Below are 24520 nucleotides of genomic sequence, written 5' to 3'. Positions count from 1 at the left end.
GACGATTTTCAGCCACCCGGCGCAGTACGCGGTACGACCGAGGGAGACGTCGAATGAGTCTGCTGGAACTGATCGCGCAGGCCGACGAGCGGGCGCTCGCCGCCGCAGGGCTCGCCTGCCTGGACCGTTGCCTGCCACCGCTCGACCCGGCGGCGGGACCGGAACCGCTGCGCCCGCTCTGGGCGAGCTGCCAGGACGGGCGGGAATGGGCCACCCGGCTCACGGCCGCCCGCACCGCGACAGCGGCCGACGGCAACGCGGACGCCACCGGCGCACGGGTACGCGCCCTGCTCGACGCGGCCCCCTCGGACTTCACCGCCGTACCGCTGCGGGAGTGGGCCGACGCCTGCTCGCTCGTCGCCCTGGAGATCCATCTGCGGTGCGACTCCCCGGCGGAGGAGCCCGCGCGGTACGACGCGTACGAGGACGAGCAGTTGCTGAAGCGCTGCCGTGCCGGGGAGGAGGACGGCGCGGGCCCGCTCGTGGCGGGGGAGCTGCGTCGGCAGATACAGATCCTGGAGATCCTCGCGGAGACCGCCGGTACGCCGGGCAGCGGCGCCGGACTGCACCGGGCGCAGGTCCTGTCGACCGAGGGCCGACGGGTGCTGCGTGCGGTGATGTCACGCCGGGCCAGGGGGCAGGGCTGACGGTCCGTCGCCGGGCCGGGGTGGAGGCCGAGGGACGACGACCGGGGCCGCCACCCCCCACAGGAGAGGCCCCGGTCGTCTTCCACGGGGTCGCAGCACGACCCCGTACTCATCTCAGCGCCGCCACCGCGATTTCTGTCACACCGCGCTGTGTCAGTGAACTGTTGCGGGTTGTACAAGCCATGGACGTGACACCCGCCGAGCACGTAGCGTGCTGAGTCGCGCAGAGTGGCGCAGCAGTGGTGACCAGCTGCGATTCAGGACAGCAGGGCGGGTTGAGGGAGTGCTGGGGGACGACGCGGAGCTGACGGCCGCGGTGCTCGCGGCGCAGGACGGGGACGAGGACGCCTTCCGTGCTGTGTACCGCGCGGTGCAGCCACGGTTGTTGGGCTACATACGGACACTGGTCGGGGAGCCGGACGCCGAGGACGTGGCGTCCGAGGCGTGGCTGCAGATAGCCCGTGACCTCGACCGGTTCAGCGGCGACGCCGACCGGTTCCGCGGGTGGGCGGCCCGGATCGCGCGCAACCGCTCCCTGGACCATCTGCGGATGCGCAGCAGGCGCCCCGCCATAGGCGGCGACGAGTCCGAACTGGCCGCCAGGCCCGCCGATTCGGACACCGCGGGCGACGCCATCGAGGCGCTGGCCACCGACCGCGCCATGTCGCTCATCGCCCAGCTGCCGCAGGACCAGGCCGAGGCCGTCGTGCTGCGGGTGGTCGTCGGCCTGGACGCGAAGAGCGCGGCGCGGACCCTGGGCAAGCGTCCCGGCGCCGTACGCACCGCCGCGCACCGTGGCCTGAAGCGGTTGTCGGAGCTGCTCGGCGCCGACCATCCGGGAGCGGTGGCCGACCCGGGCCCGGCCCCGGACGACGGTGCAGGTCAGGGCGGAGCCGGGGGAGTGGAGCTCGGCGCCCTGCCCGCGCAGCGCCCCGGCCGTAATGGTTCGGTGGCGCCCGCCGGTGTTACTCCCGGTGTGACGCATTCGCGTCCGTGGACGCAGAAGGACATGTGATGGCCGACGAGCACTACGAGTGGCTTGACCAGGACGCGGCGGAGAGACTGCTCCGCGGCGAACCGGTCGTACCCGTCGACGATCACGACCGTACCGAAGCCCTGCGGCTCAGCCGGGCGTTGGGCGACGCCCGGACCGCCGCCCGTTCGCACGGCGGTGAACTGCCCGGCGAGGACACGGTGCTGGCCGCCTTCCGGCAGGCCGCCCACGGCACCGCGGCGAACGGCCGCGCCGCGAAGAGACCCAGTACGGCGGCGGCCCATGGACAGCCCGGACTGCTGGAGCCGGTACGGATCGGCGCCGTGTCCGCCGCGACGGCCCGCCGCCCGCGCTGGAGCCGTCCCGTGCGCTTCGGCCTGGCCGTCTCGCTCGCGGGCTGCGCCCTCGGCGGGGTGGCCGTCGCGGCCGGGACCGGAGTGATTTCCGGGACCTTCGGCGGCCTGGGCTCCCCGGCACCGGCGGCCTCCGTCTCCTCGGCCGCGTCGCCGAGGGAGCTGGGGTCCGGGCTGCCGGACGGCGACGCCACCTCCGGCAGCACCTCCTCCCCGTCCGCCCCGGGCACCGCTCCGACCCCCTCCGACTCACCCGAGGGCAGGGACGCCGGAGAGGACGACACCGACCGGCGGCGCACGGATGACGGTGCGGGCACCGGGGACAGCACCGCCGCGGGCGACGGGGACCAGCACCGCGAGGACGACGCCCGGCCCACGGACGGCACGCAGGAGGACGCCGACGCCGAGGACCTGCCCGACGGTTCCGGCGACGCCACCTCCGGCAAGTGGTACGAGAAGTCCGTCAAGGCATGCCGGGCCTACCGCGACGGGAAGCTCAACGACAGCAGCAGGCGTCGACTCATCGAGCTGGCCAAGGGCGAGAAGAACCTGAAGCGGTTCTGCGACCGGCTGCTGGACGAGGAGGACGGGAACGGCCACGGCGACGGCGACGGTGCCGGCCCGGGGAAGGGTGACGGAGAGGGCGGCGGCGGTTCGCTCCCGTCGATCTCGTTCCGCACCCAGGCGCCGAAGGCCGCCACGGGTCCCGGCATCGGCACGGGCGCGGGTTCGGACGGCGTGTCGGCAGGTGGGGCGGCCGGTGGGGCAGCCGGTGCCGGCGACGGCACGGCCAACGCGTCCCTGGCTCCGTAGACCCCGTAGACCCCGTAGCGCCCGTAGCGCCTTGTTCCGGAACGTACCTTCGCCCCGCTGACCTGCGGTTTTCCCCTCGCTCGCGAAGGCCCCACCGATAAGGTGTGACGTTTTTCGGCGGCGGGACGCAGTACGGAGTGAGCCGACTGGTCATCGGCAGCGCTTGAGCCGGGGTTCCCCCCGTACCTTCGGCTCGGCGCAATGGCGCGGGCGGGACACGTTCCCCCGGTCCCGTCCGCGCCTCTTTTCCTCCGGCAGCGGCCGGCCGTGGCCGCTACCAGTAGATGACGACCTTGTCGCCGTTCTTCACCTCGCCGAACAGGGCCGCGATCTTCCCCTCGTCCCGGACGTTCACGCAGCCGTGCGAGGCGCCGCTGTATCCGCGGGCCGCGAAGTCCGAGGAGTAGTGCACCGCCTGGCCGCCGCTGAAGAACATCGCGTACGGCATCGGGGAGTCGTAGAGCGTCGAGACATGGTGCCGGGACTTCCAGTACACCTTGAACGTCCCCTCGCGGGTGGGGGTGTACTCCGAGCCGAAGCGCACATCCATCGAGGAGACGACCCGGCCGTCGATCATCCACGACAGGGTCCGGCTGTTCTTGCTGATGCACAGGACCCGGCCCGTCATACAGCGCTCGTCCGGCTTGGTCACGGGCCGTTCGGTCGGCGGGTCCAGTTCCTCGGCCGTCGGCTTCCGGGTCATTCCCAGCAGCTTCTGCCAGGTGACGGCGTCGGTGCTGCCGGTGCGGTCGAGGCCCCGCTTGCCCTGGAAGGACTCGACGGCCGTGACGGTGACGGTGCCGTAGTAGCCGGTGGGGGTGCGGTTGAAGTGGCCGATCTGGCGGAGCCGGGCCTGGAGTTCCCGTACCTGCCCTCCCTGTGACCCGGTCTTCATCAGGGCCGCGGGCCGCGGCGTCGGCGCGGCGGTGCTCGGCTCCTGCTCGGGCGAGGTGTCGGCCGAGGGCGTTCCGGTGGCGGCGTCGCCCGGCTTCGCGTCGTCGGAGGGAGTGGCGAACGGGCGCGGGGAGACGCTCGCCGTCGGGCTGCCGGAGGGCGCGGCGGGCGGTGACGTCGGCTCCGTACCCTGGGCGGTCTGGGCCCGGCAGCCTGCCGCCAGCGCGGTGACGGCGAGCATCCCGACCGCGGCGGTGGCGGCGGCGCGCGTTCCCCGGTGACGTCGACCGCGCGGGCCGGACGAGGCGCCGCCGCGCCCGCCGCTTCCACCCCGGCCGTCCTGCGCCCGCCGCCGGTCCTGCCCGCCCCGTCCGTCCCTTTCGTCCATTCCGGTTGTTCCGCCGCTGTCCGTCATCCTCGGCCCCCTGCCTCGCCCGGTGGTTCCGGTGTCTCCTTGGACGGATTCCCGCCCTGCCCGGTTGCCGAATCCTGCGCATGATGGGAACGGCGCGTCCAGACCGGACCGGGTCCTGTGAGCAAGGTCCCAGCCGATGGCTCTCCACCGGTCGCGAGGCCGCCGCTACAGTCCGTCGCGAGGTTTGTTACCAGTAGGTAGCTTGAAGGGGAGGTACAGCAGATGACGCGTGAGTCCGAGTCGGGGCTGCCCATCGAGCCGGTGTACGGGCCGGACGCACTCGACGGCTGGCGGGCGGCGGAGAAGCTCGGCGAGCCGGGCGCGTACCCCTTCACCCGCGGTGTCTATCCGACGATGTACACCGGGCGGCCGTGGACGATGCGGCAGTACGCCGGTTTCGGCACCGCCACCGAGTCGAACGCCCGCTACCAGCAGCTGATCGCCAACGGCACCATGGGTCTGTCGGTCGCCTTCGACCTGCCCACCCAGATGGGCCACGACTCCGACGCCGCGATCGCCTCGGGCGAGGTCGGCAAGGTCGGGGTCGCGATCGACTCGCTGGACGACATGCGCGTCCTGTTCGGCGGGATCCCGCTGGACAAGGTCTCCACGTCCATGACCATCAACGCGCCCGCCGCGCTTCTTCTCCTGCTCTACCAACTGGTCGGCGAGGAGCAGGGAGTACCGGCGGACCGGCTCACCGGCACCATCCAGAACGATGTGCTCAAGGAGTACATCGCCCGCGGCACGTACATCTTCCCCCCGGCGCCTTCGCTGCGGCTGATCGCGGACATCTTCAAGTACTGCCAGGCCGAGATCCCGAAGTGGAACACCATCTCGATCTCCGGCTACCACATGGCCGAGGCCGGGGCCTCGCCCGCGCAGGAGATCGCCTTCACCCTCGCGGACGGCATCGAGTACGTCCGTACCGCGGTGGCGGCGGGCATGGACGTCGACGACTTCGCCCCGCGCCTCTCGTTCTTCTTCGTCGCCCGTACGACGATCCTCGAAGAGGTCGCCAAATTCCGGGCCGCCCGCCGGATCTGGGCCCGGGTGATGAAGGAGGAGTTCGGCGCGGAGAACCCCAAGTCGCTGATGCTGCGCTTCCACACCCAGACCGCGGGCGTCCAGCTCACCGCCCAGCAGCCCGAGGTCAACCTGGTCCGGGTCGCGGTGCAGGGGCTGGGAGCGGTCCTCGGCGGCACGCAGTCGCTGCACACCAACTCCTTCGACGAGGCCATCGCCCTGCCCACCGACAAGTCCGCCCGCCTCGCGCTGCGCACCCAGCAGGTCCTCGCGTACGAGACGGACGTCACGGCCACCGTCGACCCGTTCGCCGGGTCGTACGTCGTCGAGAGCATGACGGACGACGTCGAGGCGGCCGCCCTCGATCTGATGCGCAGGGTCGAGGACATGGGCGGCGCGGTCAGCGCGATCGAGCACGGCTTCCAGAAGGGCGAGATCGAGCGCAGCGCGTACCGCATCGCGCAGGAGACGGACAGCGGCGAGCGCGTCGTCGTCGGCGTCAACCGCTTCCGGCTCGACGAGGAGGAGCCGTACGAGCCGCTCCGCGTGGACCCGGAGATCGAGGCCCAGCAGGCCCGGCGGCTGGCCACGCTCCGCGCGGAACGGGACCAGGGCGCGGTCGACGCGGCCCTGGTACGGCTGAAGGAGGCGGCACGGGGCACGGACAACGTGCTCTACCCGATGAAGGACGCGCTCAGGGCACGGGCGACCGTGGGCGAGGTCTGCGACGCGCTGCGGCAGGTCTGGGGGACGTACGTACCCACCGACGCCTTCTGACGTCTCCCGTACTGAACCTGACGTCTCCCGTGCTGGAACGCCTGGACGGGGTGTCGTACCTCCGTGCGACACTCCGTTCATGCTGGGTGTCACCGATCTTCCGACCTATCTCGCCGGCCTGGTGCTGATCGTCCTTCTGCCGGGGCCGAACTCGCTGTACGTGCTCTCCGTCGCCGCCCGGCGCGGGGTACGGACCGGGTATGTGGCCGCCGCCGGTGTCTGGACCGGGGACACGGTCCTGATGACGCTGTCCGCGCTGGGGGCCGCCTCGCTGCTCCAGACGACGCCGCTGCTGTTCGCGGTGGTCAAGTACGCGGGCGCGGGCTATCTGACGTGGCTGGCGATCGGGATGCTGCGGGCGGCCGTGTCCACGTGGCGTGAGCGGCACCGGCGGGTGGCCGAGCTGACGGACGACGCCGGGGCGCCGGCGGCGGCCGTCGCGATGGAGCGGCCCTACCGGCGGGCGCTGGTGGTCAGCCTGTTCAACCCGAAGGCGATCCTGTTCATGATCTCCTTCTTCGTGCAGTTCGTCGATCCCGGCTACGCCTACCCGGGCCTGTCCTTCCTCCTGCTCGGCACGCTGCTCCAGTTCGCCAGCTTCCTGTACCTCTCGATGCTCATATTCGGGGGCACCCGCCTGGCCTCCGCCTTCCGCCGCCGCAAGCGGCTTTCGGCGGGGGCCACTTCGGCGGCGGGCGTGCTGTTCCTGGGATTCGCGGCGAAGCTCTCGCTCAGCAGCGTCTGACCGGCCGGGCCCGGCTCAGCGGTTTCCGGGCCCGGCAGGTCGCCGCCGGCGCCCGGCTCAGTGGTGCCAGGCCTTGCCGCCGACGTTGTGGATCATGCGCTGGAGGACCTTGAGCGCCGCGACGTACTCCTCGGTGGGGATGTCGGTGTGGATCTCCGCACTGGCCCGCGTCACGCGGACGACGGCCCGTTCGCGCACCGCGCGCCCCTCGGCGGTCAGCCGCAGCCGGGTGTCCGGGGCCTGGGTGACCAGACCGTGTTCGATCAGGGTGTCGACCTCGGGTTCCATCCCGTCCCCGACATCGAGATAGCCCTTGAGCATCGTCACCACCTCCTCGCGGACCCGGCCCGTTTCGTCCGCGTCGGCGAGCTGGTTGAGCACCCACCACCGGGGCTGGGTCAGTCCCTGTTCCGAGAGCGCCGCCCGGATGTGGGTCACGGTCGCCTTGTGCGCGGCCCAACTCCAGTACCCGATCGGCTGCTTGGCGAGTCCCGCGTCATCGTGTGAGTAGTCCATGGCCCCGACGGTAGGAACTCAACCGCGCTTGAGGTCAAGGGCCGTTCGTGAGAGGGCGTCCCGCAGCAGCGGAGTGAACCGCCGCTCCACGAAGCGGTGCAGGAGCCAGGCCAGGCCCAGCATCGCCGCCACCGTCAGGACGAACGTCGCCCACGCCGGAATTCCCAGCCCCCGGTGCAGCGCCCCCACCACCACCCATCCGAGGTGTTCGTGCACCAGGTAGAAGGGGTACGTCAGCGCCCCCGCGACCGTGAGCCACTGCCAGTCGACGCGGTTCAGGGCCCCCAGCGCGATGGCCGCCACCGCCGCGAAGCCCGCCGTCACGACCAGGACGATCACCGTGGCCGAGCGGTAGGAGAAGGCGTCCTGGCTGTCCGGGTGCCACAGGTCCGCCACCGCGTAGTGCTGGCCCAGCAGCCAGCTCACCCCGACGATGCCCCAGGCCAGGGCGTCCCGGCGGTCCCGGTGGACGAGGTAGAGACCGATGCCGCCGATGAAGTACGGGGCGTACTCCGGCATCAGGAGCACATCGAGGAACCCTTCGCCCGACGCCTTCGCCAGCGCCGCCGCCAGCGTCCACACGGCGCAGAACAGCACCACCCGCCGCCGGTTCGCCCCGGGCAGCACGACACACAGCGCGAACAGGGCGTAGAACCGCACCTCCGCCCAGAGCGTCCAGCACACCCCCAGCACCCGGTCCACTCCCAACGGCTGCTGGAGCAGCGTCATGTTGACCAGCGCGTCACTGGGCGACACCGCCTCGTACGCCACCCAGGGCAGCGCGAAGACCAGGGTCACCAGGGCGACGGCCACCCAGTACGCGGGCATCAGCCGGGAGACGCGCGAGGCGAAGAACGCGCTCAGCGAGCGCCCCCAGCCGCTCATGCAGATCACGAAACCGCTGATCACGAAGAAGATCTGCACCCCGAGGCACCCATAGGCGAGCCAGGTGTGGGCGGACGGGAACTGCACGGCCGCGGAACTGCCCCATGCCTCGGTGATGTCACCGCCCCGGCCGCCGTAGTGGTAGCCCGCGACCATCAGCGCGGCGAGCAGCCGCAGCCCGTCCAGGGCACGCATCCGGACCCTCGGCCGCGCGGGCGGGGACTCCCGCGGCAGGGCCCCGGACGTTGCCTCCGGGGTGTCCCGCGGGGTGCCCGGGGGAGCGGGGAGGGGGAGCGTGGCGGCGCGGGGCGCCGTGCCCGCGTCCTGCGGTGTGATGGTCAAGGCCACTCCATTTCAGCCGGTGCGCCGCGTCAGCGTAGGACCGGAAGAGGGGCCGAAACGCCCGGGAGGCACGCAGTTTTCCGGGTCGACAGGGCGAGTTCATCCAAGCGCCGTCCAGGTTTCCTACGGTGGCGCGAAACCACAACCCGCTCTGCGGACTCCCGCCGCTCCGTTCCGCCGGAGACGGACACGGGGAGGTCCCGGACACCGCTACGCACGCCCCGCCCCCTCCCCCCCACGGGCATCAGACGCTTGGAGCGCCATGACGAAAGCCCGCACCCGCTGGCCACGGCAACGTGACGCGGAGGTCCAGGTACCGCCCGAAGGCGGTGGCCCCGAGGCCGCCGACGTCACCCCCACCGACCTGGAGACCTGTCTGCGCGCCTGCGCCGCGCACAGCGGAAAGCTCGTCGCGGGCCTGGACCGTCGTCGTACGGCACTCGCGGAAGCGCTGCGCCAACTCCTCGCCGCCCACGCCGCGTCGGTCCCGGCGGCCCCCGCGGCGGCCGGGCTTCCGCTGCTGCGGCGGCCGGGCAAGGAGCCGGGCGCGGCCCTCGTCCTCGGCGACGACCTGCTGGATCCGCTGCTCGCCGCCGGGAACAAGGCGCTGGACTGCGACTACGAGGACGAGCGGAAGCTCGCCCTCCTTATCGCGGACACCGTGCTCACCCAGCGCAAGCGCTCCCGGGCCGGCTGGCGGCTGCGGGCCCGCATCCTGGAGGCGACGGGCCAGGAGAGCGCCGCCGTCGCCGCGTATGAGCGCTACCTCGCGTTCACCGAGGACGACGGGTTCGGTGTGGCCGCCAAGGTCGCCGGGCTGCGGGAGGGCGCCCGGCTCCGGGGCGAGCTGCTGCACCGGCTGGCCCGCAGCTGCCCCGAGGCCCAGGAGTTCGCCGCCCGGCCCGTCACCGAGTCCTGGGCCGCGGGCCTGGACCTGCGGGCGCGCGGCGACCGGTCCGGGGCCAGGGCCCGGCTGATCGGCGCGCTGCTGGCCCAGAGCCGCGACGGCACTCCGGTCACCGAGGTCCAGGAGACGGTGTCCCAGTACCTCGGCCTGGCCCGGGAGGCCGCCGGAATCCCGGGCGGCGGCAGCGGCGGTGGTACGTACGACGGAACCGGGCCCCGCGATCGCTCGCAGCACTCCGGACCCGGTGGAGCCGGTGGAGCCGGTGGACCCGGTGAGACGGCCGAGCTCACCGAACTCACCGAACTCGCCGAGCTCACTGCGCTCTACGCCGAGCAGCGCAGACTCCGTATGCGCGGCCCGGTCGACGACCCCACCTTCGGCGGTGTCCGCTGGCTGACCCTCGGCGAGTTCCGCAACCGCATCGCGGGAAAGTCGATCTGTCTGATCGCCAACTCGCAGCGTGTCGGCTCCGGTTCGCTCGGCGCCGAGATCGACGCCTACGACCTGGTCGTGCGCTTCAACTCGTACCGGATCGACCCGGTGGCGACCGGCGGGCGCACCGACATCCACGTCAGCATCCACAAGCACGGCTTCAACTGGGACCGGCGCGTGGACACCCGGCTGATCTTCGGCGGCGTCTCCGGCGACTGGAAGCACTCGCTGCGCAACCGGCTGGTGCCGGGCGCGCAGACATACCTGGGCGACGAGTCGCTGCGCTGGCCGATGCGCGACATCGGGCGCGTCGGCACGGAGGAGTGGCCCGCGATACCCACCACCGGGTTCAACATGCTGTGGCTGCTGGACTTCCTGGACGTCAGCCCGCGCATCGACCTGATCGGCTTCGACTTCTACGAGAGCGGCGCCTACCGGCTGCCCGAGGCCATGCGGATGCCCATCACGTCCGTGCACGAGTACACCAGCGAAAAGGCGTGGGTCATGGAACGCGCCCAGAGCGTCACCGATACGAGGATACGACTGCGATGACGACTCCCACCTCCGTGAGTTCCACCTCCCCGCGTTCCGGCTCCCCGCGCTCCGCGCCCGTGAGTTCCGCGCCCGTGACTTCTCCCGCCTCCGCGAACGCGCTCACCGGCAAGCGCCGCGTCGCGTTCGCGAGCTTCGTGGACGAGAACTACCTGCCCGGCTTCCTCACCCTGCTGCGCAGCCTCGCCCTCTCCAACCCGCAGGTCTGCGAGGACTTCCTCGTCCTGCACGACGGGCTGCGCCCCGACTCGGTCGCGCGAATCCGCGCCCTGCACCCACGCGTCGAATTCCGGCGCGTGGACGCCGAGCACTACGACACCTACGCCAAGGGCGACCAGGACAACTACCTGGTCCGCAAGGCGTACTTCATCCTCGATGTGTTCCGTGTGCGCGACTACGACACCGTGATCACCCTGGACACCGACATGGTGGTCCTCGGCGACCTGGGCGAACTGCTCCGGCTGCGCGACGGCCTCGCCGCCGTCCCGCAGTTCTTCTACGGGCAGCACAAGCTCAACAGCGGGCTGCTGGTCATCCAGCGCGAGTATCTGAGCGACACGTTCTGCGCCGAGCTGGACGAGGTCGGCCGGGCCGGTTCGTACGAGCTGGACAAGCACGACCAGGGCATCCTCAACGCCGTGCTGGACGGCGGCTTCGTCCACCTGGACGCCCGCTACAACTTCGTCAAGCGGCGGCTCTCGGGCGACCTCCCGGTCCCCGACGACACCGCGATCCTGCACTTCACCGGGCGCCACAAGCCCTGGCAGGGCGGTGAGGCGGGGTACGGCGCGGCCGAGGCCCGCTGGCACGAGTACGAGCTGTCCGACGCCGACTTCCACGCCGCGTACCTCGCCGCGAACGGGCCCAAGCACCACGACCTGCTGGTCCACTACGGCACCCCGCACGTCCTGCGCACCGCCGACGTGGAGAGCGCCCGCAAGGTCGCCGCGGCCCGGATCGGCGCGGGGGAGTACCAGGAGGCCGTGGACCTGCTGGGCCGGGTCCGTATCCCGGTCGACGAGGCATGGCCGCACGAGGTGCTCGGCCACGCCCTGATGAGCGTGTCCCGGTACGAGGAGGCCCGCGCCCAGCTGCTGCTGGCCACCGCGGCGCCGAACCGGGCCGCGACCGCGTTCGGCCGGCTCGCCCAGATCGCCTGGATCCACGGCGACGACACCGAGGCCGCGGCATACGCCCGGCAGGGCCTCGGCGTGGACCCGACGCACCGGGCCAACCGGCTGATGCACCTGCGCACCACCGACTCCGCCCCGCCGGCCGGGGGCCCCGCCTCCGGCCAACTGGCCCATGTCGCCTTCTACATGGAGCGCCAGGGCAACGCGGGCGACAAGCTGCTGCCCGAGAGCGTACGGCTGGCCTTCGGCCAGGACACGGGGCCCGACCGCTGGCACTCCGTCCACGCACACCGGCTCTTCGACGAGGCGGCCCTGGAGCGGGTCAACGACCGCCGCGGTCTGGTCATCGGCGGCGGCGGACTCTTCATCCCGGACACCGCGCCGAACGGCAACAGCGGCTGGCAGTGGAACGTGCCCGACGAGCTGCTGGAGCGGATCGACGTACCCGTCGTGGTGTACGCGGTCGGCTTCAACGCCTTCGACGGACAGGCGTACGGACACGGCCGCGACCGTTTCCTGTCCAGCCTGCGCAGGCTGGTGGAGCGCTCCGCGTTCTTCGGGCTGCGCAACCACGGCTCCATCGAGAAGGTCCGCGACCTCCTGCCGCCCGAGCTGCACCACAAGGTCCGCTTCCAGCCCTGCCCGACCACGGTCACCCGACAGCTGGTCGACGGCTGGCGGGACCCCGCCGCTCGCGAGGACACCATCCTGGTCAACGCCGCGTACGACCGCGCCGGGCTCCGCTTCGGCCACGACTACGGGCACTTCCTCGCCGAGATGGCCACCGCCGTCACCGCGCTGGGCGAGCTGGCCGAGGTGAAGTGCGTCGCGCACTCGCTGGACGACGAGCGGATCGCGTTCGACCTGCGGCGCGAACACGGCATCTCGCTGCCGGTCATCCCGATGTACGACTTCGAGAACGACGCGATCCGGGACACCTACGCCCGGACGAAGCTGGTCATCGGGATGCGCGGACACGCGGGCATGATCCCGTTCGGCTGCGGGACGCCGGTCATCAGCCTGATCTCGCACCCCAAGATGGCGTACTTCCTGGCCGACATCGAGCGGCCCGAGTGGGGCATCTCGGTCCACGACCGGCACCTCGGCGCCCGCCTCACCGAACGGGCGGCCGGACTGCTGGCCGACCACGCGGCGACGGTGGCCGATGTGCACGGCCGCCAGCAGGAACTGTGGAAGGTCACCGAGGCGAACGCGGCGGACCTGCGCGTGATCCTCGGGCGCTAGGGTCCCTGAGCACGAAGCCGTCGTACGAGGAACGGCACGACGGACGGTTGCGACGAGCGGCACGCCTGGCGATACGACGAACGGCACGGCGAGCGGTACGACGAACCGGTTGCGACGGGCGGCACGAGGGGCGGTTGCGACGAACGGCACGACGAACGGTGGGGCGGGCCCGGACGACCGGACCCGCCCCACCGCTCGTGGCCGTCACCGCGACCGTGCCTACCGGCGCACCGCCCGCCGCAGCGACCGCGCCCGCTTCGCCACCCTGCGTACCGTCGCGTTGCGCGGCAGGAAAGCGAACTGGGACGGCACCGCCCCCGGCAGCGCCAGCGACGTGAGACGGCGCCGCTTGAAGTACCGCCAGGTCGACGGCGTCAGCCGCGCCGCGAGATACCGCTCCGCGTCCGGCCGCAGCCCCGGATGGATCCTCGGCTGCATGGCGAACCCGACCGCGGCGACCAGGGCGGACACCTCCGTCTCGGCGCCGTCCGAAGGCCGCTGCTCCAGCACCGCCGCCCGGTCACCGAGCTCGGGCAGCAGCACGTCCACCAGGGTGACCGGCATCCGGTTGCTGTTCTCGTACGGGGAGAGCCGGTCCAGCAGCACTTCCGTACCGACCCGGGCGACCGGCAGCCCGTAGAACACGGACGCGGTGAGCAGCGCCGTGGAGAAGCAGCCGACGACCAGTGCGGGCCGCATCCGTTCGTAGAGGACCTCCGCGAGTACGGGCGCGGTGAGTATCCCGGCGTCCAGCACGGTCAGTTCGGCGCCGAGCCGCTCCGCCTCCGCCTCCATCGCCTTCGACCAGTGGGCCGGGGCCGTCGGATGCGGCTTGAACACCAGGCGGGTGTGGCCGAGCGCCACCGCGCCCCGCATCATCCGCAGATGCAGGTTCTCCTCCTCGGCGGCGGAGATCAGCCCCAGCGCGGAGAGGTACTGGCCGAGCAGCAGCGCGGGCGCCTCGACGGACGGCAGACCGGCCGGTACGACGGCCAGCTCACCCAGCACCCTGCGGAAGCCCTCGGTCCGCACGATCTGCGGCAGTACCCCGAACTCGGTGAGCAGCAACGGCTTCAGACCCGGCACCAGATCCAGGTGCAGCAGCCGCCGCACCCGCGTCCCCACCAGCGGATCTATCTTGTTGCGGGTGGGCCCGTAGCTCATCAGCCCGTCGGCGTACACATCGATCGGCACCCCGGTGAAGATCTGGGCGATCGCCATGGCGGGGTTGACCTGGATCGACTCGACCGTCAGCTCCACGGCGTCGTCGCCGAGCCCCCAGACGAGCCGCAGATGCCGTTCCCACAGGGGTACGTCGTCGGGGCGCGGGGACCAATGGCTTGGGTGGAACGGGGCGATCGTCTCGTTCCACGACACCACGTCGTCGAAACGGCCGCGCAGCAGCTCGAAGCCCGGCATCGCGTCGAGGGCCGGGGTGGTCTCCGGGATCGCGGCGTTGTTGCAGACGAGCAGGATGCGGCGGTCGGCCGGACCGAAGCAGTCGGTGTCCAGCGCGGCGGCGAGTGTGGCCGCGCCGTACAGGGTGGAGGCGGCGAAGATCTGCGTCGTGCGGCGCGTCGAGGGGAAGCTCATGCTGCCGTCGCCTCCTTCGCGGCGGCGGGCCGCCGCCGCAGCCGGCGCAGCAGGGTCGCGCGCTGGACGTCCATGGAGTCGAGCGCTTCGTCCAGCACCGGCTGCGGCATGCGCTTGAGCGCCGCCGAGCTGAGCGATTTCAGTGTGCGGGCCACGGACGGTTCGAACCTCTCGATCGAGGCCATGTGATGGGAAATGATCGCGCAGTACGTACGTACCGCTTTCGGCAGCAGCAGATTCGCGTCGCGGTCCTCGGCCGTTTCCCGGATGACCTGGTCGAATGAGCGAATGAAATCGAGCTGACGCACATCACCGATCTGGGTCAGCGAGGAAGCCACTCCGCGCCGGTAGAAAATTCCCAGCATTCCGAGCACCGCGAAGGAATCCGCGCTGCGGTGCAGCCGCCAGATCCACGGCCGGTCCTCGGCGGTGCGCAGCCCGTCCGTGAAATGCAGCAGTCCGCGGTCCAGCAGCCTGCGGTGGTAGAGCCCCGCCCAGGCGTACGGATAGTCCACCGAGGTGGACCGGCCGGCGGGCAGGATCGCCTCGCGCGGGTCCGTCACGCTGTCGCGCCTGCCGTGCGGGACGCGGTGCACCGTACGGCTCGCGCCCTCCACCTGGACATGGTCGGTGCGGACGAAGTCGCACCCCAACGCCTCGGTGCGGGCGAGCAGTTCGGCGTAGAAACCGGGGGCCAGCCAGTCGTCCCCGTCCAGGAAGGCGAGGTACTGGCCGCGCGCCGAGTCCAGCCCCGTGTTGCGGGCGGTGGCCAGCCCCCCGTTCCGTTCGTGTCTGAGCACGACCACCCCCGGGATGTCGTCCTGGGCACGGCGCAGGATGTCCGCCGTCCCGTCGGTCGAGCAGTCGTCGACAAGGATGAACTCGAAGTCCTCGCGGGCATTGGCCCGTAGGCTTCTGAGGGTGTCGGGCGCGTATGTCTGCACGTTGAAGAACGGCACGATGACGGAGAGCTTAACCACCCGCATCACGCTAGGGCGAGCCCCGGCATTTGCCTTGTCCCCACGGGGGACGGTCGGTGAACGGCGAATGTCGGAATGATGAATCAGGCCGATTCCGGGGCCGATTCGCCAATCGTCGGCGGGCTGTTAACCCTTTGTTGCCGCTCCGTTGGGCCGCCCATCGAAATGCCTTCCTAACTTCTACGACGTGCCCCCACGTACCAGCAATACGGCCGATCCGGCTGAAACCGTCGCCGCGGACCCCGCGGCGCTGCGGGTAGCCGTCCTCGCCGACTCCGACACCCGGTGGAAATGGGGCGCGCTCACCGCGCGCCGGCTGACCGCCGCATCCGCAACCGGCGGGCGCCCCGTCGAGATCAGCGGACTGCTGCTGCGCGGCCGGGCCACCCCGACGCCCCGGCAGCTCGCCGAGGTCGGCGAGGTCGGCATCGACGCCGACCGGGTGCGTGAGGTGACCGCCGTCGAGTTCCTGCGCACGGTACGGGAGGAGGCGTACGACCTCGTCGTGCTCTCCCTCGTCGGCGGCGGCGTCCAGGCCATGCTGCACGGACTCGCCGCCCTGCGGCTGGACCGCAGGCCCGTGGTCGTCACCGGCTATGTCGGGGTCGTCTACGAGAAGCTGGCCGACGGACTCCTGCTGCGGCACGGCGCCGATGTCGTCCTCGCCAACTCCCGCCACGACGCGGAGCGGTTCCGGGCCGTGTACGAGGGAGTGGGCGCCGACGCCTCGGCCGTCACGGAGGCCGCGCTGCCGTTCCTCGGCGGCGAGCCGCACCGGCCCCAGGAGGGCCGCGACACCGTGGTGTTCGCCGCCCAGCCCTCCGTACCGGCCTCCCGCGCCGACCGCACGTACCTGCTGCGCAGGCTCGTCGAGCACGCCCGGCTGCACCCGCGCCGCGAGGTGCTGCTGAAGCTGCGCTCCAAGCCGGGCGAGCACACCACGCACATCGAGGAGCTGCCCTACCAGCGCCTCGCGGAGAAGCTGCCCGGCGGCCTCCCGCCCAACTTCCGCCTGGTGTACGGGCACATGGGTGAGGTCCTGGACCGTACCGACCTGCTGGTCACCGTCTCCTCGACGGCCGCGCTGGAGTCCCTGCACCGGCGCATCCCGACCGCCGTCCTGACCGACCTGGGCGTCCGCGAAACCCTCGGTAACCACCACTTCATCGGCTCCGGACTGCTCACCTCCTGGGACCGGCTCGACGGCGGCATCCGCCCGAGGCCCGACGAGGAGTGGCTGGCCGGCCAGGGCGTCGCCGCCGACGGCACGTACGCGGGCTCCTACGACCGGGCCCGCGCCCGGGTCGACGCCCTGCTGAACCGCGGCCCGCTCCCCACCCTGTCCCCCTACTACACGCCCGCCACCGCCCCCGGCTACCTCCCCGGCATCCTCGCCCGCCACCACCTGGCCCCCGACGGTCACCCGCTGCCCGGCGCGGCGGCCCCCCAGGAGACCGGCCGGGTACGGGGCGCGGTGCGCGAGACCGTACGCAACGCGGCGCGCGGCGCCTACCGCCAGGGCGTCCAGCGGGTCGCCCCCGTGATCCGCCGGATGGGCGAGCTGTGACCACCACCCCAGGAGCATCGATGACGCCGCCCCAGACCCCCCCGACCACCCCGGCCCCCGCGCGGACGCCCGCCCGGACCCCCTCGAAGCCCACCGTGCTCGCCGTGATCCCCGCCCGCGGCGGATCCAAGGGCGTCCCCGCCAAGAACCTCGCCCCGGTCGGCGGCGTACCGCTGGTCGCCCGCGCGGTCCACGCCTGCCTCGGCGCCCCCGAGGTCACCGACGTCGTCGTCACGACCGACGACGCGGCCATCGCGGAGGCGGCCCGGACGGCGGCCGAGGCGTACGGCGCCGCCCACCGGCTGCACTGCGTCCGGCGCCCCGAGGCCATCGCCGGGGACACCGCCACCAGTGAAGCGGCCGTCCTGCACGCCCTCGACGCGTACGAGGCCCTGCGCGGCCGGAGCGTCGACGTGGTGCTGCTGGTCCAGTGCACCAGCCCGTTCGTCGCCCGCGAGGACATCGACGGCGTCGCCAGGGCGGTCGCCCACGAAGGCGCCGACACGGCCGTCACCGTCGCCCCGTTCCACGGCTTCGTGTGGCGCGACGGCTCCGCGGTGGAGGAGGGCAGCTACGGCGTCAACCACGACAAGGCCGTCCGCCCCATGCGCCAGGCCCGTCCGCAGGACCTGCTGGAGACCGGCGCCGCGTACGCCATGGACGTGGCGGGCTTCCGTACCCACCGCCACCGCTTCTTCGGCCACACCGCCCTGGTGCGCACCGACCCGGCCCGGGTGCTGGAGGTCGACGACCCGCACGACCTGGCCCGCGCCCGCGCCCTCGCCCCGCTCCTGGACCCGGCCCCGCTGCCCACCCGCGCGGACATCGACGCCGTCGTCCTCGACTTCGACGGCACCCAGACCGACGACCGGGTCATGATCGACTCCGAGGGCCGCGAGACCGTCGCCGTGCACCGGGGCGACGGCCTGGGCATCGCCGCGCTGCGCAGGTCGGGCCTGCCGCTCCTGATCCTGTCCACGGAGCGGAACCCGGTCGTCGCCGCCCGCGCACGCAAGCTCAAGGTCCCCGTCCTGCACGGCATCGACCGCAAGGACGAGGCGCTCAAGCAGTGGTGCGACGAGCAGTCCATCGCGCCCGAACGCGTCCTCTACGTCGGCAACGACGTCAACGACCTGCCCTGCTTCGACCTGGCGGGCTGGCCCGTCGCGGTCGCCAGTGCCCATGACTCGGTGCGCGCGGCGGCGCGCGCCGTCACGACCACCCCCGGCGGGTTCGGCGCCATCCGCGAGATCGCGGCGTGGCTGCTGGGCCCCACGCTCACCGGCACGGGCCTCCCTGCCACCTCGGTCCCCACCGGCGTCCCCGCCACCTCTGTCCCCACCGTCCCCACCGTCCCCACCGTCCCCACCAAGTAAGGAACGCACCACCATGAACACCTCCCGTCTGCGCACGTTCGGTACCCGCACCGCCGGCCCCGGCCGGCCCGTCTACATCACCGGCGAGATCGGCATCAACCACAACGGTGACCTCGACAACGCCCTCGCGCTGATCGACGTGGCCGCCGAAGCCGGCTGCGACGCCGTCAAGTTCCAGAAGCGCACCCCGGAGATCTGCACCCCGCGCGACCAGTGGGACATCGAGCGCGACACCCCCTGGGGCCGGATGACGTACATCGACTACCGCCACCGCGTCGAGTTCGGCGAGGACGAGTACCGCACCATCGCCGAGCACTGCGCCAAGCGCGGCATCGACTGGTTCGCCTCCCCGTGGGACACCGAGGCCGTCGCGTTCCTGGAGAAGTTCGACGTCCCCGCGCACAAGGTGGCCTCGGCCTCCCTCACCGACGACGAGCTGCTGCGCGCGCTGCGCGGCACCGGCCGCACCGTCATCCTCTCCACCGGCATGTCGACCCCGCGCCAGATCCGCCACGCGGTGGAGGTCCTCGGCTCGGACAACATCCTGCTCTGCCACGCCACGTCGACGTACCCGGCGAAGGCCGAGGAGCTCAACCTGCGGGTCATCAACACCCTCCAGCAGGAGTACCCCAACGTGCCGATCGGCTACAGCGGCCACGAGACGGGCCTCCAGACCACGCTGGCGGCCGTCGCGCTCGGCGCCACCTTCGTCGAGCGCCACATCACCCTCGACCGCGCCATGTGGGGCTCCGACCAGGCCGCCTCCGTCGAGCCGCAGGGCCTGACCCGCCTGGTCCGCGACATCCGCACCATCGAGGCATCCCTCGGCGACGGCGTGAAGAAGGTCTACGAGTCGGAGCTCGGCCCGATGAAGAAGCTCCGCCGCGTCGCGGGCGTCGTCGCCGAGAGCGACGCGGCCCCCGAGCCGGTCGCGGTCTGAGCGCCGACCGGTGAACCTCGCCTTCGTCGAGAGCCCGGTCCAGCTCCTGAACGTCCTGGAGTGGACCCACAGCATGGGGGGACAGGACCCGGCCGCCACCACGGTCGTCGTCCTCCCCCCGGTCGACCCGATGTCGCGCGGCCAGCTGCGCAGGATGGCGGAGCTGGCCCGCGACGAGGGCATCACCGTCCGCTGGCAGGAGGCGCGCGGCGAGTCCGGCGCGCCTCTGAAGGCCCTGCGCGCCCTGACCGGACTGGTCAGGCGGGCGGACCACATCGTGATCGGTGACCCGTTCTCACGGTACGTACAACTCCTGCTCACCCTGGTCCGCGCCCCCCGCCTCACGGTGGTCGACGACGGCACGGCCACCATGGAGTTCGTCGCCCAACTGGCCCGCGGCGAGCGCCTGGTGCGCTGGCACCGCCGGGGCAGGAAGGGCCCGCGCGAACTGGTCCTGGCCCCGGTCACGGCCACCGCCCGCCGCCGCTTCACCCCATCGGCGAACCGCACGGTCGAGGTGTTCACCGCGATGCCGGTCGAGGCTCCGCCGGGCATCACGGTCAGCGCCAACGACTTCTCCTGGACCCGCAGCCGCTTCGGCCCGCCCCGCATAAGCAAGGGCGCCGACCTGGTGGGCACTTCCCTGGTCGAGACGGGCGTCATCGACCCGGTCCCGTACCAGGAGGCGGTCGCCGCCCTGGCCCGCACCCACGGCGCGACCCGCTACTTCGCCCACCGCCGCGAGTCCGCGGAGAAGCTCCACGCCCTGGAAGCCGCCACCGGCCTGGAGATCGTCCGCCCGGACCTCCCCCTGGAACTCATCGCCCGCCGGGGCCCCATCGGCCGCACGGTCCTGAGCTTCCCCTCCACGGTCGTCCACACCCTCCCGCTGGCCCTGGCCGGCACGGGCGTCAAGGTCGCGGTCTGCGACATCGCCCCGGAATGGCTCCGCGACACGGCGTCCCCGCGCGCGCAGGGCTTCCTGAGCGGAGTCACGGAGACGGCCCGCGACGTACAACGCCTGGCACCGTGGCGGGCCACGGCGGTGACGGAGGCATGAGAACGGAGGACTGAGGAAGCCACCCCGTCACTTCCCGCGGCGCGGCTCGGCGACCGAAGACACCCTTTCGGGTGTCACCGGCCACCGCGCGCCACGCCCTTGCGCGGATCAGCCGATCGGCCGGCCTTCGGCGAAGCCGAAGCTCTGGTCGTCCGCGACCCGTCCGGACCACAGCGTCATGGTGCCGTCCGGCGCCCGGCCCCACAGGTCGGCCACTGCGTCGCCGTCGAAATCCCCGACGGTACCGAGGGCGGGATGAGCCGCAGTGGTGAACCCCTCGGCGATCGTGACCTGGTTCGCGGGGTCGCCCCAGGTGGCGGGGTCGAGTTTGCCGTCGGCGCCCGCGCCGCCGCGCACGCCCAGGACATTGCCGGTGGCTTTGTCGCGCAGCCACAGGTCCGCCAGGCCGTCGCCGTCGATGTCGCCGGGCGCGAGGATGGTGTAGTCGTCCCAGTCGATGCCTTCGACGAGGACGGGCACGCCCACACGTGTCGATCCCACTCTGTAGTAGACCCAGAGACGCGACCCCTCCTGGACGAGCAGGTCGTGCTTGTCGTCACCGTTGACGTCACCCGGCGCGACGATCGCATCGGCGTCGTGCCAGTGGTCGTTCCCGGAGCCGGGTCCGCCGAAGCAGCCGGAGTCCTCGTCCGGGAACGGGCACTTGACGGTCACCGGCTGCTTGCCGACATTCGCTGTGGTGCTCGCGACGCCGAGCCCGCTGTTGGAGTAGACCCACAGCTCCTTGCGCAGCTGAGTCGGACTGTACTCAAGCGTCACGAGGTCGACATAGCCGTCCTGCCCCCAGTCGCCGCGATAGGCGATCGACGCGTCCGCCAGAGTCTGCCCGCCGCTGGTGGGCGGCGAGAAGGAACCGTCCCCCCGGCCCGCGTAGGTGAGCAGGTTCCCGTCGGAGTCGAGGCTCCAGATGTCCTTGTTCCCGTCGCCGTTGAGATCCCCGGGGGCATCGGGTGCGGTGGCGCCGTTCGCGTAGAAGCGGTAGGTCATGGTGTCGGAGTGGTTGCCGGCTGCGTCAATGCTGTAGGCGTACAGACGACTGAGCCCCTTATTGAGCGGGGTGTATGTAATAGCCGCTTCGCTGCCGGCGGGCACGGAGACCTGGCGCAGTTGCGGTTCGGAATCCGTGTACCAGACGTATGTGACGACGTCATCGACGCCGTTGGCCCCCAGAGTGAAGGTCCCCGGGGTCCGCGCGTTTCCGGTGTTCTCGGGCCAGCCGTTGTCGCCGTCGGGGAATTCCTCCGAAGAAACCACGGGCGGCTTGTCCGGGCGGACGCGGTCCACGGAGAACGCGGTGGAAGGCGCGTCGCTCACCGGGGACGCCGCGGCGGGGTGGGGGGCGAGGGCGCCGGTGGCGCCCATGGCTGCAGCGACGGTGATGAGAACGGACCGGTAAAGAGTCCGGCTCCGTCTTCTCGGTTCCGGCGAGCTGTTCATGGATCTCCTTACGAAAAGTTCATCAATTCTTCGCGATCTTAGGCAGATCCCTGGTAGGGCCGGAACCGGTTATTTCTTCATGGTCGATATCAAGGTCTTTAGAGGCGAAAGGCGAAACATTCCAGCTGATAACCGACTGTCAGGCCTCATATTCCGGTATGCCGGACAGAAGTGAGGAGGATCGATGCCCTTCTCGTGGAGACCGGGTCCGGCCGGACCCCGGGCCGGTGCGGCAGGGGCGGGCCGGCCAGGCACCAGGAAGCGGCGGAGTGTACCCATGGCGTACGCACACCACACGCGCCCGCGCCAACTTTTGTTCGCCTGAGCGGCTGAAGTTTTGTTGATCTGTGGCCAGTTGAGGGTGCGGGGGCCCTACCCTTCAACAGGTGAACCAGTTGAAGTCCCGCGCGTCCCGCACCGATGCCCTTGCCGAGCTGCCCGAGGGCGCCGCTCTGCCCGGCACGTTGTCCGAGGAGCTCCGTGCCGAGCTGATCGCCTTCCGCCGTGATCTGCATATGCACCCCGAGCTCGGCAACCAGGAGTTCCGCACCACCGCGGCCATCAAGGACCGGTTGGAGAAGGCCGGGCTGAAGCCGCGGGTGCTCTCCATCGGGACCGGGCTGATCTGTGACGTGGGGGAGTGGGACGGGGTGACGCCCCTGCTGGCGTTGCGGGCCGACATCGACGCGCTGCCGATCCCGGACACCAAGGCGGGGGTTTCCTACCGGTCCACCGTGCCCGACCGGGCGCACGCCTGTGGGCATGACGTGCACACCGCCACCGTGCTGGGCGCCGGGCTCGTGCTGGCCGGGCTGGCGCGGCAGGGGCTGCTGCCGCACGCGGTGCGGCTGATCTTCCAGCCCGCCGAGGAGGTCCTGCCGGGCGGGGCCGCCGACGCGATCGAGGCCGGGGTGCTGGAGGGTGTCGGGCGGATCATCGGGGTGCACTGCGACCCGAAGGTGGACGTCGGGCGGATCGGGCTGCGGATCGGGGCCATCACCTCCGCCTGCGACCGGCTGGAGGTGTCCCTCGACGGGCCCGGCGGGCACACCGCCCGGCCACATCTGACCACCGACCTGGTCACCGCCGCCGCCCGGGTGGCCACCGACGTGCCCGCGCTGCTCGCCCGCCGGACCGACGCCCGCTCGGGGCTCGCCGTCACCTGGGGGCGGCTGGAGACCGGCCACATCTGCAATGTCATTCCGCAGCACGCGGAATTGTCCGGAACTGTTCGCTGCCTGGATCTGGCCGCCTGGCGGGGGGCGCCCGATCTGGTGCACGCGGCCATCGACGAGGTGGCGGGCATGCACGGGGCCAAGACCGTGATCAATTACGTGCGCGGGGTGCCGCCCGTGGTGAACGACGCCGAGACCATCGCACTGCTCGACGCCGCGATGACCGAGCGCCGCGGTTCCTACACGGTCGAGGACACCGAACAGAGCCTCGGCGGGGAGGACTTCTCCTGGTACCTGGAGCACGTGCCGGGGGCCATGGCCCGGCTCGGCGTACGGACCCCCGGGGACACCCGGGGGCTTGACCTGCACCGGGGGAACTTCGACGTGGACGAGGAAGCGATCACCGTGGGTGTAGAACTCTTCACCGCCGCCGCGCTGCTCGACGGCAACCGTTCGTGAGCTGTTCGGGGGCCATTCGTGGACGGGTGGGACCGCTTCTGTTCGCGACGATCCGATAACGGCTTCCGTACAGGTCCTTATCTGACATCTACGCGCGTTACGATCGCCGCGAAACCAGCGCCGGAAGAGGCGCTTCGGTCAGGTTTGAAGGAGCCTTCCCTTGCGCCGGATCACCAGGATTGCCACCGTGGGCGTTGCGTCCGCGGCGCTTGCACTCAGCGCCACCGCGTGTGGCGGAAAATCGTCGTCGGATGCGGGTTCCGACTCCAAGGACGCCAAGACCGCCATCGCGTACGACATCGGTGGCCGCGGCGACCAGTCGTTCAATGATGCCGCCTACGCCGGTCTGGCCAAGGCCGAGAAGGAACTCGGCATCAAGGGCACCGAGGCGGAGCCCTCCGACGGTGAGTCGGACGCCGACAAGGTGCAGCGCCTCACCGAGCTGGCCCGCGCCGGCAACAACCCGGTGATCGGCGTCGGCTTCGCCTACGCGCCCGCCATCAAGAAGGTCGCGCCGAAGTTCCCGAAGATCACCTTCGGGATCATCGACGACGCCTCGGTGACCGGCAAGAACATCGCCAACATCGTCTTCAACGAGGAGCAGGGCTCCTACCTCGCCGGTGTCGCCGCCGCCAAGGTCACCAAGACGAAGACGGTCGGCTTCATCGGTGGTGTCGAGACCCCGCTGATCAAGAAGTTCCAGGCCGGCTACGAGCAGGGCGTCAAGGACACCGACCCCTCGGTCAAGGTCCAGTCGCAGTACCTGACCCAGCCGCCGAACTTCGACGGCTTCTCCAAGCCCGACCTCGGCAAGGCCGCCGCCCAGGGCCAGCTCGACAAGAAGGCCGACGTGATCTACTCGGCGGCCGGTCTGGCTGGTTCCGGTGCGATCGAGGCCGTCTCCAAGGCCGGCAAGTGGAACATCGGCGTCGACTCCGACCAGTACCAGCAGAAGGGCCTCGCCGCCTACAAGGCGAGCATTCTGACCTCGGTCACCAAGGACGTCGAGGACTCGGTCTTCAACTTGATCAAGTCGGTCAAGGACGGCAAGCCGGAGACCGGTGAGATCCGCTACGGCCTGGACAAGGACGGCGTCGGCCTGTCGACGTCCAACCCGGCCTTCACCAAGATGACCGAGGTCATCGCCGCCGTGGACACGGCGAAGAAGGCCATCATCGACGGCAAGATCACCGTCAAGACCACCCCGTAACGGTTCCTGCCGTCAGGCTGGTTTCC

The 24520-nt window shown here is 71.4% G+C and carries 19 protein-coding genes; 13 read left to right on the top strand and 6 right to left on the bottom strand.

The annotated features are described in order from the left end of the window. The first annotated feature begins 53 nt into the window (after nucleotides 1-53). The 3 genes from A6A29_RS02445 to A6A29_RS02435 all read left to right on the top strand — a co-directional run bounded on the left by A6A29_RS02445 (nucleotide 54) and on the right by A6A29_RS02435 (nucleotide 2807). The gene (locus A6A29_RS02445; RefSeq protein WP_073718231.1) at nucleotides 54-647 is read left to right on the top strand and encodes a hypothetical protein; all 594 of its coding nucleotides are present in this window, start codon (nucleotides 54-56) and stop codon (nucleotides 645-647) included. Nucleotides 648-930: 283 nt separating this feature from the next. Next, complete coding sequence (locus A6A29_RS02440) at nucleotides 931-1662, top strand: RNA polymerase sigma factor (protein WP_073718230.1); 732 nt, start codon at nucleotides 931-933, stop codon at nucleotides 1660-1662. Further along, entirely contained in the window at nucleotides 1662-2807 is a 1146-nt protein-coding gene (locus A6A29_RS02435) for a hypothetical protein (protein WP_073718229.1), read from the top strand. The genes A6A29_RS02440 and A6A29_RS02435 overlap by 1 nt, the downstream gene beginning before the upstream one ends. Before the next feature lie 274 nt (nucleotides 2808-3081). Here the strand turns inward: A6A29_RS02435 and A6A29_RS02430 are convergent, their stop codons facing one another. Then, nucleotides 3082-4089: a L,D-transpeptidase family protein gene (locus A6A29_RS02430; protein ID WP_385730735.1), complete on the bottom strand. Its 1008-nt coding sequence runs from the start codon at nucleotides 4087-4089 to the stop codon at nucleotides 3082-3084. Nucleotides 4090-4338: 249 nt separating this feature from the next. On the opposite strand from A6A29_RS02430, the gene A6A29_RS02425 reads away from it, so the two are divergent. After that, nucleotides 4339-5919: an acyl-CoA mutase large subunit family protein gene (locus tag A6A29_RS02425; protein ID WP_073718228.1), complete on the top strand. Its 1581-nt coding sequence runs from the start codon at nucleotides 4339-4341 to the stop codon at nucleotides 5917-5919. A gap of 79 nt (nucleotides 5920-5998) precedes the next feature. Further along, on the top strand, nucleotides 5999-6664 hold the full coding sequence (gene leuE, locus A6A29_RS02420) for a leucine efflux protein LeuE (RefSeq protein WP_073718227.1): 666 nt from the start codon (nucleotides 5999-6001) through the stop codon (nucleotides 6662-6664). Nucleotides 6665-6721: 57 nt separating this feature from the next. On the opposite strand, the gene A6A29_RS02415 is transcribed toward leuE, so the two are convergent. Together A6A29_RS02415 and A6A29_RS02410 are read right to left on the bottom strand one after the other, a co-directional pair. Beyond that, nucleotides 6722-7180, bottom strand: a complete 459-nt coding sequence (locus A6A29_RS02415; protein WP_073718226.1) for a MarR family winged helix-turn-helix transcriptional regulator — start codon at nucleotides 7178-7180, stop codon at nucleotides 6722-6724. 18 nt (nucleotides 7181-7198) lie between these two features. Then, on the bottom strand, nucleotides 7199-8407 hold the full coding sequence (locus A6A29_RS02410; protein ID WP_073718225.1) for an acyltransferase family protein: 1209 nt from the start codon (nucleotides 8405-8407) through the stop codon (nucleotides 7199-7201). A gap of 262 nt (nucleotides 8408-8669) precedes the next feature. Here A6A29_RS02410 and A6A29_RS02405 point away from each other — a divergent pair, with 262 nt between their 5' ends. Together A6A29_RS02405 and A6A29_RS02400 are read left to right on the top strand one after the other, a co-directional pair. Next, a complete protein-coding gene (locus tag A6A29_RS02405; protein WP_073718224.1) occupies nucleotides 8670-10298 on the top strand; it encodes a hypothetical protein in 1629 nt (542 codons plus the stop codon). Continuing rightward, entirely contained in the window at nucleotides 10295-12676 is a 2382-nt protein-coding gene (locus tag A6A29_RS02400; protein ID WP_073718223.1) for a glycosyltransferase, read from the top strand. Before A6A29_RS02405 ends, A6A29_RS02400 begins: the two co-directional genes overlap by 4 nt. Nucleotides 12677-12895: 219 nt before the next feature. On the opposite strand, the gene A6A29_RS02395 is transcribed toward A6A29_RS02400, so the two are convergent. Next, nucleotides 12896-14269, bottom strand: coding sequence for a polysialyltransferase family glycosyltransferase (locus tag A6A29_RS02395; RefSeq protein ID WP_073718222.1), 1374 nt, complete (start codon nucleotides 14267-14269; stop codon nucleotides 12896-12898). Next, nucleotides 14266-15249 carry a glycosyltransferase family 2 protein gene (locus A6A29_RS02390; protein WP_073718956.1) on the bottom strand — a complete coding sequence of 328 codons (984 nt, stop codon included), beginning with the start codon at nucleotides 15247-15249 and terminating at the stop codon, nucleotides 14266-14268. Before A6A29_RS02390 ends, A6A29_RS02395 begins: the two co-directional genes overlap by 4 nt. 187 nt (nucleotides 15250-15436) lie before the next feature. Here A6A29_RS02390 and A6A29_RS02385 point away from each other — a divergent pair, with 187 nt between their 5' ends. The 4 genes from A6A29_RS02385 to A6A29_RS02370 are packed head-to-tail and all read left to right on the top strand — an operon-like array spanning nucleotide 15437 to nucleotide 20192. Next, entirely contained in the window at nucleotides 15437-16816 is a 1380-nt protein-coding gene (locus A6A29_RS02385; protein WP_073718221.1) for a DUF6716 putative glycosyltransferase, read from the top strand. A 20-nt stretch (nucleotides 16817-16836) separates the two neighbouring features. Continuing rightward, the gene (locus A6A29_RS02380; protein WP_079182540.1) at nucleotides 16837-18192 is read left to right on the top strand and encodes an acylneuraminate cytidylyltransferase; all 1356 of its coding nucleotides are present in this window, start codon (nucleotides 16837-16839) and stop codon (nucleotides 18190-18192) included. 13 nt (nucleotides 18193-18205) lie between these two features. Then, nucleotides 18206-19132, top strand: coding sequence for an N-acetylneuraminate synthase family protein (locus tag A6A29_RS02375; protein ID WP_073718220.1), 927 nt, complete (start codon nucleotides 18206-18208; stop codon nucleotides 19130-19132). 10 nt (nucleotides 19133-19142) lie between these two features. Then, the gene (locus A6A29_RS02370) at nucleotides 19143-20192 is read left to right on the top strand and encodes a hypothetical protein (protein ID WP_073718219.1); all 1050 of its coding nucleotides are present in this window, start codon (nucleotides 19143-19145) and stop codon (nucleotides 20190-20192) included. 108 nt (nucleotides 20193-20300) lie between these two features. On the opposite strand, the gene A6A29_RS02365 is transcribed toward A6A29_RS02370, so the two are convergent. Then, complete coding sequence (locus tag A6A29_RS02365; protein ID WP_107468121.1) at nucleotides 20301-21650, bottom strand: FG-GAP repeat domain-containing protein; 1350 nt, start codon at nucleotides 21648-21650, stop codon at nucleotides 20301-20303. A 395-nt stretch (nucleotides 21651-22045) separates the two neighbouring features. On the opposite strand from A6A29_RS02365, the gene A6A29_RS02360 reads away from it, so the two are divergent. Then, entirely contained in the window at nucleotides 22046-23284 is a 1239-nt protein-coding gene (locus tag A6A29_RS02360) for an amidohydrolase (RefSeq protein ID WP_073718217.1), read from the top strand. Between the two features lie 160 nt (nucleotides 23285-23444). Then, nucleotides 23445-24494 carry a BMP family lipoprotein gene (locus A6A29_RS02355; RefSeq protein ID WP_073718216.1) on the top strand — a complete coding sequence of 350 codons (1050 nt, stop codon included), beginning with the start codon at nucleotides 23445-23447 and terminating at the stop codon, nucleotides 24492-24494. The last annotated feature ends 26 nt before the right edge of the window (nucleotides 24495-24520 follow it).

It is taken from the genome of Streptomyces sp. TSRI0281 (genome assembly GCF_001905125.1).
Lineage (GTDB): Bacteria > Actinomycetota > Actinomycetes > Streptomycetales > Streptomycetaceae > Streptomyces.
Note: the sequence above shows the minus strand (reverse complement) of the source record. Positions and strands in the feature narration are given on the sequence as shown.

Coding starts and splice junctions, on each gene's coding strand:
- A6A29_RS02405 (WP_073718224.1), top strand. CDS start 8,670: ATGACGAAAGCCCGCACCCGCTGGCCACGGCAACGTGACGCGGAGGTC.
- A6A29_RS02435 (WP_073718229.1), top strand. CDS start 1,662: ATGGCCGACGAGCACTACGAGTGGCTTGACCAGGACGCGGCGGAGAGA.
- A6A29_RS02445 (WP_073718231.1), top strand. CDS start 54: ATGAGTCTGCTGGAACTGATCGCGCAGGCCGACGAGCGGGCGCTCGCC.
- A6A29_RS02375 (WP_073718220.1), top strand. CDS start 18,206: ATGAACACCTCCCGTCTGCGCACGTTCGGTACCCGCACCGCCGGCCCC.
- A6A29_RS02365 (WP_107468121.1), bottom strand. CDS start 21,650: ATGAACAGCTCGCCGGAACCGAGAAGACGGAGCCGGACTCTTTACCGG.
- A6A29_RS02430 (WP_385730735.1), bottom strand. CDS start 4,089: ATGGACGAAAGGGACGGACGGGGCGGGCAGGACCGGCGGCGGGCGCAG.
- leuE (WP_073718227.1), top strand. CDS start 5,999: ATGCTGGGTGTCACCGATCTTCCGACCTATCTCGCCGGCCTGGTGCTG.
- A6A29_RS02380 (WP_079182540.1), top strand. CDS start 16,837: ATGACGCCGCCCCAGACCCCCCCGACCACCCCGGCCCCCGCGCGGACG.
- A6A29_RS02400 (WP_073718223.1), top strand. CDS start 10,295: ATGACGACTCCCACCTCCGTGAGTTCCACCTCCCCGCGTTCCGGCTCC.
- A6A29_RS02425 (WP_073718228.1), top strand. CDS start 4,339: ATGACGCGTGAGTCCGAGTCGGGGCTGCCCATCGAGCCGGTGTACGGG.
- A6A29_RS02395 (WP_073718222.1), bottom strand. CDS start 14,269: ATGAGCTTCCCCTCGACGCGCCGCACGACGCAGATCTTCGCCGCCTCC.
- A6A29_RS02415 (WP_073718226.1), bottom strand. CDS start 7,180: ATGGACTACTCACACGATGACGCGGGACTCGCCAAGCAGCCGATCGGG.